The sequence below is a fragment of the Amycolatopsis jiangsuensis genome (genome assembly GCF_014204865.1).
Classification (GTDB): domain Bacteria; phylum Actinomycetota; class Actinomycetes; order Mycobacteriales; family Pseudonocardiaceae; genus Amycolatopsis; species Amycolatopsis jiangsuensis.
The window spans coordinates 3,947,094-3,959,447 of record NZ_JACHMG010000001.1 but is presented as its reverse complement, the minus strand read 5'-3'; the positions used below and the strand labels follow the sequence as shown (position 1 = coordinate 3,959,447).

The following is a 12,354-nucleotide window of genomic DNA, read 5'->3' as shown; positions in this document are numbered from 1 at the left end:
CGATCGAGCTAGGCCAGGCGCGGGAACACCCGCACCGGTCCGTGGGCGATGGTGCCCTGTGCCACCTGAATCCGCAGCCGCTCGGCTCCATCCGGGAGGAACGGCGCGAGTTCGACGGCAAGCGCCCGGCAGGTGCCGGCCACGGTGCCGAGGACCCGATCCGTCCGGGAAGTTCGGTGACGCTCGCCAGTGGCGGAGCCCCGGCGATCCGGCCGTCCCGGCGCCGATGGGCGCGAGTCAGCACGCGGTGCACCAGATTGCCCAGGCCGTTGGCCAGCTCCTGATCGGCCCGGGCGATCAGCCGCGCCTCGGTGAAGTCCGTGTCCCCGAGTGCGTGCGCGCACTCCTGGCGCCACGCACGGTGAGACAGTCTTGCACGAAATGGTGTCTGGCAACCGATCGGCGTAGCGGGACAGGCGGAAGAACCAGTTCCGCTCGGTCACCGGTTCCGGTGGGACACCGTGCTCGGGACAACGCCCGGCGACCAGTTCGGCCTCGGCGTAGAACTGCTCGCAGCCCGCGCAGTACCGGCCCTCGTAGTCGCGCAGGGCGGCGCCCCGGTCCACGAACTCCCGTACCGGCACACCGGCCGCCTTGGCCGCGGTCACGTTCTTCAGCGCGTTGTCGTCGGTGCCGGTCTGGAAGCGGACGGGACGCCCCCGCGAACGTCGGTGCCGGGCGAGCACGTCGGCCTGGACCAGCTCCAGTGCGTGCCCCAGGTGCGGTTCGGCATTGACGTACGGAACAGCGGTGGTGACGAAGGAAGTCATCGCGGTCCTCTCCGCCCGGCCGTCGGCGGAGAAGGCGACCCCGGCGACCGCCGGGGCTGGCTCTGGTGTCAGCGCACGCCGACGGGCCCCGGGTCGGGGCTCGCCATGACGATCGTGCGCATACCCGCATGGTGACAGGACCATGGCCGGCCGCTCACCTGGTTTTCCGCGCACCACCCGCACCACCACCGCCGGCCGCTCAGCCGATCCGGTGGTCGAAGGTGTAGGTGGTGGTGCCGTCGGCGAGCGTTCCGTGGACGGTGCCGGTTCCGGTGAGGCCGGTCAGATCGCCGGTTCCGGAGCCGGGCACCACGGTGAACGCCGAGCGGACCGTTTTCGGGTCGAAGCTCCAGTCGTGCCGGACCACGAAGGTGCCGCGGCGGCCGTCGAGGGTGCCGTCGAAGCGTTCGAAACCGGGGGACGTGGTGGTGCCGCCGTCGTAGCCCTCGCCCGGGTAGTACAGCAGGTAGTCGCCGATCGACTCGCCCTCGAACTCGCCGTCGTAGGCCATCGCCGCGTGCACGGCGGCCACCCGGGGACCGCCTTCCACGCCGCTGGCCAGGTGCTCGTCCCACTTCGTCACGGTGAAGGTGTTCATGCCGGTCACTCCACCAGTCATTCCTGCCACCTTGTGTCAGGTATTTCAGCCATACTTGCCACCATGCGTGCCGGCCGTCTTCTCACCGCGCTTCTGCTGTTGCAGAACCGCGGCCGGATGACGGCCGAGGAGCTGGCCGCTGAGCTGGAGGTCTCGGTGCGCACGGTGTACCGCGACATCGAAGCGTTGTCGGCGTCCGGCGTGCCGGTGTACGCCGACCGCGGGCGGAACGGCGGCTACCAGCTCGTGGCCGGATACCGGACCCGGCTGACCGGCCTGACCGAGGAGGAGGCGCAGTCGCTGTCGCTGGCCGGGTTGCCGTCCGCGGCCGCCGAGCTGGGGCTGGGCACGGTTCTGGCGGCTGCCCAGCTGAAGCTGTCCGCGGCGTTGCCGCCGGAGCTGCGCGGCCGGGCCGGGCGGATCGCCGAGCGGTTCCACCTCGACGTGCCGGGCTGGCACCGCGGTATCGAAAGCCTGCCGGTGCTGTCCGCGGTCGCCGACGCGGTGTGGTCCGCGCGCCGGATCCGGGTCCGTTACGAGCGGTGGGGGCCGAGTGAAGTCGAACGCACTCTCGAACCGCTCGGCCTGGTCCTCAAGGCGGGCAACTGGTACCTCGCGGCACGCTGCGCCGGCGCCGACCGCACGTACCGGATCTCCCGCATCCGCGAGCTGACCGAGCTGGGCGGGCACTTCGAGCGACCGGCGGATTTCGACCTCGCTCGTTACTGGCAGGAGTGGTCCGAGCGGTTCGAACGCCGGATGTACCCGCGGACGGCGACGGTGCGGCTGTCCCCGCGCGCGCAGGCTCTCGTACCGTTCTACGCGGGCAGCGTGGGTGCCCGGGCACTGCGCGAGGCGCTTGACGCCGGTGCCGAGCCGGACGCCGAGGGCTGGCTCACCATCGGGCTGCCGGTGGAGCCGGGCGAGCCGGCGATCGGCGAGCTGCTGCGTTTCGGCCCGCACCTGGAGGTGCTCGCCCCCGCGCAGCTGCGGGCGGAAGTGGCCGGCGCGATCGAGGAGATGGGCAGGATCCATGGGTGAACTGGACGGCGTGCGGATCGGCGTCACGGCCGAGCGTCGCGCGGACGACCTGATCGGCGCCCTGGTCCGCTACGGCGCGCAGGTGCGGCACGCGCCGACCATCACCATCGTGGCGCTCGACGGCGATCCGCAGCTGCGTCGCGGCACCGAGGACGTCCTGGCGGAACGGGTCGGCTTCACGGCGGTCACCACTGGCGCGGGGTTCCGCGGCTGGCTGGACGCCGCGGAAGGCTGGGGCCGCAAGGACGAGTTGCTGCACGCGCTGTCCGCGTCGCGCATCTTCGCGCGTGGCCCGAAGGCCGTGGGCGCGTTGCGCGGTGCCGGACTGCGCGAAGAGTACTCGGCGCCCGGGGAAAGCAACGAGGAGTTGTTCGGCGCCCTCACGACGGCAGGCGTGGCCGGCGCCCGCGTCGCAGTGCAGCTGCACGGCACGACGCTGCCGGAATTCCTCGACCCGCTGGCCGCGGCGGGTGCGTCGGTGGTCTCGGTGCAGCCCTACCGCTGGCACTCGCCGCCGAACACCGCGCCAGTGTTTTCCCTGATCGACGACGTGCTTTCGGGTGAGCTGGAGGCGCTGGTCTTCACGAGCGCCCCGGCAGCGACCAACTTCCTGACGCTCGCGGCCGAGTCCGGCCGTGGCGCCGAGCTGCGCGCGGCGCTGCGTGATGGGGCAACCGTTTGCGCCTGCGTCGGCCCGGTGACGGCGGCGCCGCTGGAGGCTGCGGGGATTCGGACGGTTCAGCCTGAGCGGCAGCGGCTTGGTGCGTTGGTGAAGTTGCTGGTGTCCGACTTGGGTGGTGGGTGAAGGACGTCTTGAAGGAACTTCATGCTGTCAAGGAGGCCTTCACGGGCTAGACGGCTGATTCCGTGAAGTTAGTGTTAGTGGTCGTAGGCGATGAGTGATCGTTTGCTGGTCAGGCCGGTGTTCCAGTTGTGCCAGATGCCGGCGGCCATGGCCAGCAGGCGTTGGGCGACGCGGGTGAACACTCCGGCGGGGGTGCGTCCGCCGTGGGCTTCGAGGTCGAGCTGGCCCTTGAGGGTCTGGTTGACCGACTCGATCCGTTGACGGACACCGCCGAGGTTGCCGTTGCGGTAGGTCTCGTCCTTGCGGTCCGGGCGCAGCAACTCCAGCCCCATCGCCGCGGTCAGCTTCTTGAATTCCTTGCCGGCGAAACCCTTGTCCGCCAACAGGGTCTGGCCGTCACGAACGAGGTGGTGGTTGTGCTCGAGCAGGGCGGCCAAGACCTCGCGTTCGCCGAGTTTCGGGTTGGCCAGGCACCACATGATCGGCATGCCGTCGCCGGCGCAGACGAGGTAAAGCTTGAGCCCCCAATACCACCGAGAGTGTGACGCACAGTAGCCGTAACTGGCGTGGCCGGCCAGGTCGGAGCGCTTCACGGTTTCCCGGGACATCCCGCACGGCACCGGGGTGGCATCGGTGATCCACATGTCGTCAAACCAGGACGGACAGCACAGGGAAAGGGCCAGGATGGTCTTGCGCAGCAACGGTTCTGATGCCTTTAACCGCTTGTGGTAGCCGGACTGCCCAGGAAGATGAGCAAACCATTCACGCCACCGGGAGTCGGCATGAAGATGGCGAATCCATCGGCGCTCGGAGTCATACCGCAGCAACACTTGGGCAGTGGCCAGCGTGATCAACTCACTGTCCGTGAGTAGTGGGCGCCGTCCCCGGCCGGTCCGGGGCAGCACCACATGGTCATCGACGAGCACGTACAGTGCCGTCAGGAGGGTGTTCAGGTCGTTCTTCACAAAATGATCATGAGCACCCTCCACTCATGCCCACACTCGGGGCCACTTCACACGACCTTCACGGAATCACTCATCTAGCGGTGCGGCCGGAACTAGCGATGCGACCGGGCCAGTGATCCGACCGCACCGGCGATGCGGCCGGACCGGCGATGCGGCCGGACCGGCGATGCGACCGGGCCGTCAGGTTCACGAAGCGGTGGAGGCGACCCGCTCCCGGCCGACGGCGTCTTCGCTCATGCCCTGGCGCCAGTAGCCGGTGAAGCAGATCGAGGTTTTGTCGAAGCCCCTTTCGCGCACCAGGTGTCGGCGCACCAGCTTGACGACGCCTGCTTCGCCGGACACCCATGCGTACGGGGCGCCGCCGGGTAGGTCGGCAGCGTGGAGTGCGTCCAGTAGGGCTTCGCCGTGCCGGTGTGCTCCGCGGACCACCCAGTGCAGCTCCACCGCAGCCTTCGTCTCGAAGGTCTGTCGTTCGGCACCGTCCGGAACTTCCACGTACACAGTGGCGCGCGCCGAGCTGGGCAGGGCTTCGAGGATCGCGCCGATCGCGGGCAGCGCCGTCTCGTCGCCGACCAGCAGTTGCCAGCCGGTGCCGTCCGGAACCTCGTACAGACCGTGCGGGCCGACGAAGGCGACCTGCGAACCCACCTCCGCCTGCTCGGCCCACGTCGACGCCGGGCCTCCGCTCTCCGAGTGCAGCACGAAGTCCACGTCTACCTCACCGCTTCCCGGGCGCGCGGCGCGGACGGTGTAGGTACGCATGTGCGGCCGGATCTCGTCCGGCATCGCCAGATAAGTGCGGTACCACGACTGCACCCCGGCTCCGTCCGCCGCCGGCGGGGGCAGCTGCGGGCGCACCTGACCGGCGAGCGGGAAGAAGATCTTCATGTACGCGTCCGGCGCGGCCGGGCCTGCGGCCGCGAGGCTCGGGCAGTCGAAGGTGATGCGAGCCATGTTCGGCGTCACCCGGCGCACCGCGGTGACCCGGCCGTGGTGGTAGTTCAGCGTACCCATTAGGTCAGGCTAACCTAAAACAGTGCCGCGGGGCCATCCCGGACATCGCCCGGCGTCGTCTGCCAACGATACTTCCGCAGATTCACCCGTTGCCCGTCGGCCAGCACGCCTTCCGCCCGCAGTCGTTCGAGCTGCTCGTGCGCCAGGTGCGGCGCGGGGGTCCCGTTCGCCCGGAGGATCCGGTGCCACGGCAGATCGTGCCCGTCCTCGGAAAGCACGCGTCCCACCAGTCGCGGGGACGGGGCGCCGCTGAGTGCCGCGATGTCGCCGTACGTCGCGACAGTCCCCACGGGTACGCCCGTAATCACCGTGCGTATCCGCTCGTGCAGTTCGTCGTCCATGCCAGCAGCGTAGGGCGCGTGAGTGTCGAGGCCGTTCTCGCCGGCGTTGCCACTCACGAGGGGTGTGCCGGTGCGCCACCTGGGGGAGTGGACGTGGTTCCATCGCTGATGTGCACGCGCGGAGGGCAGGGAACGGGCAGGCGCGGCTGGTGCGCCCGCCGGTGGCCGCTGCGCCCACATTCACCTGGGACGACGGCGCGCGCCGGGTGCTCTCCGGCGCCGCCGGCTTCTGCCGGGTCCTCGGCGGACCGGGAACCGGCAAGACGGCGCTGCTCGCCTCCGCCGCAGCCCGCCGGATCGCCGAGGGCGCGGACCCGGAGAGCGTGCTGGTGCTCACCACGTCGCGCAAGGCCGCCGACGCGCTCCGTGCCGACATCACCCGGCGCCTCACCTCGGACGCCGGATCGCGGTCGACCCTGCCGCGCACGGTGAGCGAACCACTCGTGCGCACAGTGCATTCGTACGCCTTTTCGTTGCTACGGCTCGAAGCTCGGGCCGAGGAGCTGCCCCCGCCGCGGCTGCTCGCCGGCGCCGAACAGGACGTCGTCGTGCGTGAGCTGCTCGAGGGCGATCTGGAGGTCGGCGCACCCGGCTGGCCCGAGCAGCTTCGCCCGGCGCTCACCGTGCCCGGGTTCGCCGAGGAGCTGCGTGACCTGCTGATGCGTGCGGCCGAGCGTGGGCTCGGACCCGAGGACCTGGCCGAGCTGGGACGTCGGCACGACCGTGAGGAGTGGATCGCGGCCGGGCAGTTCTGGGCGCAGTACGAGGAGGTCACCCAGCTGCAGGGCGCGGCGCTGGGACAGCGGGGCGCGCCGGCGCTCGACGCCGCCGAGCTGGTGACCTCGGCGTTGCTCGCGCTGGAGGACGACGAGGAGCTGCGGGACCGTGAACGCGGCCGGGTGCGGCACCTTTTCGTGGACGACGCGCACCACCTCGATCCGTTGCAGATCCAGCTGATCCGCACGATCGGGCACACCGCGGCCGAGTTCGTCGTGGCGGGCGACCCGGACCAGTCGGTGTTTTCGTTTCGCGGGGCCGATCCCCGGCTGTTCGCCGATGCGGACAGCGACGGCGACCGCACCGTGGTGCTGACCACCTCGCATCGGCTCGCACCGGCCCTGCGGACGGCGGTGACGAGGCTCGGCGCCACCCTGCCCGGCGCCTCCGCGCATCGCAAACTCGTGACTCCGCAAGAAAAACGCGGAGGGAAGGTGCGGGTCCGGTTGATGCCGACCCCGGCCGCGGAGGCGAGCTGGATCGCCGACCAGCTGCGTCGCGCGCACCTGGTCGACGGGGTCGCGTGGTCGGAGATGGCGGTGCTGGTCCGTTCTCCGGCACGGACTTTCCTGGTCCTGCAGCGGGCGTTGCGGGCCGCCGGGGTGCCGATCGGCTCGGCGACGGAAGAGCTCCCGCTGGCCAAGCACTCCGCGGTACGGCCGTTGCTCGCGGTGCTGCGGGTGGCCGCCGAACCGGAGCTGCTCGACGTCGACCTCGCGGAAATGCTGCTCTCCTCGGCGCTCGGCGGGGCCGATCCGCTCGCGCTGCGCCGGTTGCGCCGCGGTCTGCGCCGGCTGGAGCTGGCCGGTGGCGGCCAGCGATCCAGCGACGAGCTGGTGATCGAAGCCTTGCGTGGCGGCGACATCCTGGCCGGGCTCGCGGACGTCGAAGCCACCCCGGTCCGCCGCGTCGGCAAGCTGCTGAGTGTTACGAACCAGGCGGTGCGCCGCGGCGAAGGCGTCGAGCAAGTGCTGTGGGAGCTGTGGCAGGCCAGCGGACTGCAGGACCGGCTGCTGCGGCTCATCGAACGTGGCGGCTCACTCGGAACGCAGGCGGACCGCGATCTCGACGCTGTGGTGGCCTTGTTCGACGCGGCCGGTCGTTATGCGGACCGGCTGCCCAAGGCGAGCGTCGCGGCGTTCGCGGATTACCTGTCGTCGCAGAACATCGCTGGCGACACACTCGCGCCCGCAGCTGCCCCCGGTGTGGGCGTTTCGCTGCTCACCGCACATGCAGCCGCGGGTCGCGAATGGACAGTGGTGGCCGTTGCCGGAGTCCAGGAAGGAGCGTGGCCGGATCTGCGGCTGCGTGGTTCGCTGCTGGGCGTGGAGCGGCTGGTCGACCTGCTGTCCGGAGTGGACGAACACGACAAGGTGTCGGCCATCGCGCCGATCCTCGCCGAGGAACGGCGGCTGTTCTACCTCGCCGCGAGCAGGGCGAGCCGCACGCTGCTGGTCACCGCGGTGGCCGGGGAGGATGAGCAGCCGTCGCGGTTCCTGGACGATCTCGAGGAGAACGGCGCCGACGACGGTGCGCTCGATTCGCGGATGAAACCGCCCGGTCGTTCCCTGGTGCTGGCCGAACTGGTCGGTGAACTGCGCGAGGTCGTGTGCGACGACCGGACCGAACCGCAGCGGCGCGCCCGTGCGGCCCGCCAGCTCGCCCGGCTGGCCGCCGCCGGCGTACCCGGGGCTCATCCCGACACCTGGTACGGACTGCTCGGTCCGTCCACTGAGGACCCTGTGCACGGTCCGGGTGACCTCATGCGGATCTCACCGTCCACTGTGGAAATCCTGGTCAAGTGCCCGCTGCGCTGGCTGATCGAGCGGCACGGCGGCAGTGATCCGGCGCAGCTCGCCGCGATCACCGGCACGCTGGTGCACGGGCTGGCCCAAGCGGTGGCCGGAGGCAGCACCGAGGAGCAGATCCAGGCGGCGCTCGACGAAGCCTGGGCGCGGGTGGACGCTGGTGCGCCGTGGTTTTCGCGGCGCGAGCGGTCCCGTGTGGAGCAGATGCTGCGCAACTTCGTGACCTGGCTGGAGACTTCCCGGCGTGAACTGATCGAAGCCGGCGTCGAGCAGGACATCGAGGTCGAGCTGCCGATGGGCGATGGACAGGTGCGGGTGCTGCTGCGTGGCCGGGTCGACCGGGTCGAACTGGACAAGGACGGCCGCCCGGTGATCGTGGACATCAAAACCGGCAAAGTCCCGGTGTCCGGGGCGGATGCGGAAAAACATCCGCAGCTGGCGGCGTACCAGCTGGCGGTGCTGCTGGGCGCGGTCGAGGGCAAACAGACCCCTGGTGGCGCGCGGCTGGTGTACGTCGCGAAGCAGAACAACAAAACCGGTGCAACTCAACGGGATCAGCCGCCCCTGGACGAGGACGGCGGCCGGGAGTGGCTGGAGCTGGTGCGCTCGGCCGCGGCGGCCGCGGTCGGGCCGGACTACCAGGCACACGAAAACGCCGACTGTGACCGGTGCCCGGCGCGCGGTTGCTGCCCGTTGCGCCCGGAGGGCAGGCAGGTGACCGGTCCGTGAGCGGGCTGCTCGTGACCAGCCCGGTCGAACCCGCGGAAATCGCCGACGCACTGGGGTTGCACCGGCCGACCCCGGAACAGGCGACGGTGATCGCATCGCCGGTCGAACCGTCGCTGGTGGTTGCCGGCGCGGGGGCGGGCAAGACCGAGACCATGGCCGCCCGGGTGGTGTGGTTGGTCGCCAACGGCGTGGTCAGCCCGGAACGCGTGCTGGGCCTGACCTTCACCCGCAAGGCCGCGCGGCAGCTCGGTGAGCGCGTGCGTGCCCGGCTGCGGCGGCTGGCCGGTTCGGGCCTGCTCGACCGGATCGACCCGACCGGTGGCCTGCGGGCGATCGTGGTGGCGGGCGAGCCGACAGTGCTGACCTATCACGCGTACGCCGGGCGTCTGCTTTCCGAACACGGGTTGCGCCTGCCGGTGCAACCCGGGGTCCGCCTGCTGTCCGAGACGTCGTCGTGGCAGCTGGCCCACCGCGTGGTGTCCACTTGGGACAACGACCTGGACACCGACCGAGTTCCCCCCACGGTGACCGCGCAGCTGCTCGCGCTGGCCGGAGAGCTGGGGGAGCACCTGGTGTCCACGGACAAGCTCGCGGAGTACACCGAGTGGCTGTGTGAAGTGATCGAGAACGCGCCCCGATCCAAGGGCCAGCGCGCACCGTTGCCGATCAAGCTGCAGGAAGTGCTTTCCGCCCAACGGTTCCGGCTCGCGCTGTTGCCGCTGGTCGAGGACTACCACCGGCGTAAGCGGGCGGAGGGCGCGCTGGACTTCGCCGACCAGATGTCGCTGGCCGCGCAGCTGGCCGACGGCTACCCCGCGGTCGTGACGGGGGAGCGTGAACGCTACGGCGCGGTGCTGCTCGACGAATACCAGGACACCGGTCACGCGCAACGGGTGTTGCTGCGGTCGTTGTTCGGCGGCGTCGAGCGTCCGGCGATGCCGGTGACCGCGGTGGGCGACCCGGCGCAGGCCATCTACGGCTGGCGTGGCGCGAGCGCGGCGAACCTGCCGCGGTTCACCACGGACTTCCCGCGCCGTGGCGGAGAAGGGCTCGCTCCCGCGCACGAGTTCGGTCTGCTCACCAGCTTCCGCAATCCGCCGGAGATCCTGGAGCTGGCCAACGCGATCTCCGAACCGTTGCGCGCTCGCGGACTCGGCGTGGAACGCCTGCGGGCCCGCGAGGGCGCGGGGCCGGCGGATATCGAGGTGGCGCTGCTGCCGGACGTCCGGGTGGAGCGGGAATGGGTGGCCGACGCACTGGCCCGGCGCTGGCACGCGGAGAACGAGGAGACCGGCACACCGCCCTCGGCCGCGGTGCTCGTGCGCCGCCGCGCCGACATGGCCCCGATCGCCGCCGAACTGCGGATGCGCGGCCTGCCGGTGGAAGTCGTCGGCCTCGGCGGCCTGCTCGACGAACCGGAGGTCGCCGACCTGGTCGCCACGTTGCGCGTGCTGGCCGATCCGCTGGCAGGCAGCGCCGCCGCACGGCTGCTCACCGGCTCCCGCTGGCGGATCGCGGCCGCGGACGTGGCGGCGTTGTGGCGGCGGGCCAACGAACTCTCGTCCCCGGTACCGCAGACCGAAGGCGGGGACGAACCGGTGCTCGTGACCGAACGTGCCGAACAGGCCGGGCTGATCGACGCCGTGGACGAACCCGGTGCCCCGGAACGGTACTCCGCCGACGGCTACCGGCGGATCAGGCGCGTCGGCGCTGAGCTGACCGCGCTGCGCCGCAGGCTGGACCAGTCGCTGCCCGAGCTGGTGGCCGACGTGGAACGCACCATGCTGCTCGACGTCGAGTCACTGGCCCGCCCCGGTTCGGCCGGACGAGTACACCTGGACGCCTTCGCCGAGGTCGTCACCGACTACGCGGAAACCGCGCCCACCGCGACCCTGCTGTCGTTTGTGGACTACCTGAACACCGCGGCACACGCGGAAGACGGCCTCACGCCGGGCGAGGTGCAGGTCGTGCCCGACCGGGTGCAGGTGCTGACCGTGCACTCGGCGAAGGGACTGGAGTGGGAGGTGGTGGCGGTACCGCACCTGGTCGCCGAGGTGTTCCCGGGCAAACGGCGGTCCTCGTCCTGGCTGCGCACCTCCACCTCGCTGCCGGCACACCTGCGCGGCGACGCCGCGGACCTGCCGAAGCTCCAGGTGTCCGAAGGCTTCGACCGCAAGGAAGTGCAGGAAGCGCTGGAGCTGCACGAGGAGGGCTTCGCCGCGCGTGAGGCCGACGAGGAACGCCGGCTGTGTTACGTCGCGCTGACGCGTTCGGAGCGCGCGCTGATCGTTTCCGGACATTGGTGGAACGAAAGCAGCGCCCGTGCGAAGGGGCCGTCGGTGTTCCTCACCGAGATCGCGGACGTGCTGCGCGAAGCCGACCCACCGCTGGGTGTGCTGGCCGAATGGGTGGACGAACCGGCGGAGGACGAGGAAAACCCGCTCGTGGCCGACTCGCGCACGGCGAGCTGGCCCGTCGACCCGCTTGGCGACCGGCGATCCGGCGTGACCACCGGAGTTTCACTGGTACTCGCGGATTTGGCGGCGCTGGCGGAGGAACCCGAGGAGCCGGAAGCGGCCGGGGCCGGGGTACCCCCGGGCGTCGTCGCGGTCCCGGAAGCAGAGCCTGGCCCGGGCGGCGAAAACCGAGTCGAGTCCGGACCGGGTGGCGAAACCGGAGTCGAGCAGGGTGGCGAAACCAGCGCCGAGCCGATTCCGGCGGCGGACGGCGACGACATCCCGTTGCCTCCCGAGCCGGAGCCGGACGACTTCGCCGACGACGGGTACTTCGAAGAGGACGAGGATCCCGTCGACCCGGAGGACCCCGACGGCTGGGTCGCGGACACCGACGTGCTGCTCGCCGAACGCGCGCGTGCGCAGTCCACTGTGGACCGGGTGGAGTTGCCGGCTCAGCTGAGCGTGAGCCAGCTGGTCGACCTCGCCGCCGACCCGGCCACCCTCGCACGCCGGATCCGGCGGCCGCTTCCGTTGCCGCCCAATACCTTCGCCCGCCGTGGCACGGCGTTTCACAGCTGGCTGGAACAGCGGTTCACCGGGGACGGGCTGCTGGAGATCGACGACCTGCCCGGTGCCGCCGACGACGGCGCGGCCCCGGACAGCGAGTTTGAGGACCTGCAGGAAGCTTTCGAACGCAGCGCTTGGGCCGACCGCGTGCCAGTGGCCGTGGAAGTGCCGTTTTCCGCCGAGGTGGAAGGCATCACCGTGCGCGGGCGGATGGACGCGGTGTACCTCGATCCGGACGGCGGCTGGACGGTGGTGGACTGGAAGACCGGCGCGGTGCCGTCGGCCGAACGGCTGCCCGCGCTGGCCGTGCAGCTCGGCGCGTACCGGCTGGCGTGGGCGGCGTTGCGGAAAGTCCCGGTGGACCGGGTGCGCGCGGCCTTCCACTACGTCCGCCACGACCACACCCTCCGTCCGGCCGACCTGCTGGACGCCGAAGGCCTGCGCGCACTGCTGCGGGACGTGCCGCGAGAGTGAGTTACCGGG

The 12,354-nt window shown here is 70.9% G+C and carries 9 protein-coding genes; 4 read left to right on the top strand and 5 right to left on the bottom strand.

The features are described 5' to 3' along the window. Positions 1-8: 8 nt before the first annotated feature. Together BJY18_RS17310 and BJY18_RS17305 are read right to left on the bottom strand one after the other, a co-directional pair. Positions 9-770 carry a class I tRNA ligase family protein gene (locus BJY18_RS17310; protein ID WP_184780963.1) on the bottom strand — a complete coding sequence of 254 codons (762 nt, stop codon included), beginning with the start codon at positions 768-770 and terminating at the stop codon, positions 9-11. Positions 771-969: 199 nt separating this feature from the next. Then, positions 970-1,368, bottom strand: a complete 399-nt coding sequence (locus BJY18_RS17305) for a DUF3224 domain-containing protein (RefSeq protein WP_184784666.1) — start codon at positions 1,366-1,368, stop codon at positions 970-972. Between the two features lie 63 nt (positions 1,369-1,431). Between BJY18_RS17305 and BJY18_RS17300 the strand changes: the two genes are divergently transcribed. Then, on the top strand, positions 1,432-2,409 hold the full coding sequence (locus tag BJY18_RS17300; RefSeq protein WP_184780962.1) for a helix-turn-helix transcriptional regulator: 978 nt from the start codon (positions 1,432-1,434) through the stop codon (positions 2,407-2,409). Beyond that, entirely contained in the window at positions 2,402-3,214 is an 813-nt protein-coding gene (locus BJY18_RS17295; protein ID WP_184780961.1) for a uroporphyrinogen-III synthase, read from the top strand. The genes BJY18_RS17300 and BJY18_RS17295 overlap by 8 nt, the downstream gene beginning before the upstream one ends. 74 nt (positions 3,215-3,288) lie before the next feature. Here the strand turns inward: BJY18_RS17295 and BJY18_RS17290 are convergent, their stop codons facing one another. The 3 genes from BJY18_RS17290 to BJY18_RS17280 all read right to left on the bottom strand — a co-directional run bounded on the left by BJY18_RS17290 (position 3,289) and on the right by BJY18_RS17280 (position 5,534). Beyond that, on the bottom strand, positions 3,289-4,179 hold the full coding sequence (locus tag BJY18_RS17290; RefSeq protein ID WP_184778676.1) for an IS982 family transposase: 891 nt from the start codon (positions 4,177-4,179) through the stop codon (positions 3,289-3,291). 186 nt (positions 4,180-4,365) lie between these two features. Then, entirely contained in the window at positions 4,366-5,193 is an 828-nt protein-coding gene (locus BJY18_RS17285) for a siderophore-interacting protein (RefSeq protein ID WP_184780960.1), read from the bottom strand. A 14-nt stretch (positions 5,194-5,207) separates the two neighbouring features. Next, positions 5,208-5,534: an MGMT family protein gene (locus tag BJY18_RS17280; RefSeq protein WP_184780959.1), complete on the bottom strand. Its 327-nt coding sequence runs from the start codon at positions 5,532-5,534 to the stop codon at positions 5,208-5,210. 149 nt (positions 5,535-5,683) lie between these two features. On the opposite strand from BJY18_RS17280, the gene BJY18_RS17275 reads away from it, so the two are divergent. Then, the gene (locus tag BJY18_RS17275) at positions 5,684-8,848 is read left to right on the top strand and encodes an ATP-dependent helicase (protein WP_184784665.1); all 3,165 of its coding nucleotides are present in this window, start codon (positions 5,684-5,686) and stop codon (positions 8,846-8,848) included. Continuing rightward, positions 8,845-12,345 carry an ATP-dependent helicase gene (locus BJY18_RS17270; RefSeq protein WP_184780958.1) on the top strand — a complete coding sequence of 1,167 codons (3,501 nt, stop codon included), beginning with the start codon at positions 8,845-8,847 and terminating at the stop codon, positions 12,343-12,345. Before BJY18_RS17275 ends, BJY18_RS17270 begins: the two co-directional genes overlap by 4 nt. Positions 12,346-12,354: the final 9 nt, after the last annotated feature.

Bases quoted from the DNA above. Each gene is read 5' to 3' on its own strand.
- BJY18_RS17285 (WP_184780960.1), bottom strand. From the start codon at position 5,193: ATGGGTACGCTGAACTACCACCACGGCCGGGTCACCGCGGTGCGCCGG.
- BJY18_RS17300 (WP_184780962.1), top strand. From the start codon at position 1,432: ATGCGTGCCGGCCGTCTTCTCACCGCGCTTCTGCTGTTGCAGAACCGC.
- BJY18_RS17310 (WP_184780963.1), bottom strand. From the start codon at position 770: ATGACTTCCTTCGTCACCACCGCTGTTCCGTACGTCAATGCCGAACCG.
- BJY18_RS17280 (WP_184780959.1), bottom strand. From the start codon at position 5,534: ATGGACGACGAACTGCACGAGCGGATACGCACGGTGATTACGGGCGTA.
- BJY18_RS17295 (WP_184780961.1), top strand. From the start codon at position 2,402: ATGGGTGAACTGGACGGCGTGCGGATCGGCGTCACGGCCGAGCGTCGC.
- BJY18_RS17305 (WP_184784666.1), bottom strand. From the start codon at position 1,368: ATGAACACCTTCACCGTGACGAAGTGGGACGAGCACCTGGCCAGCGGC.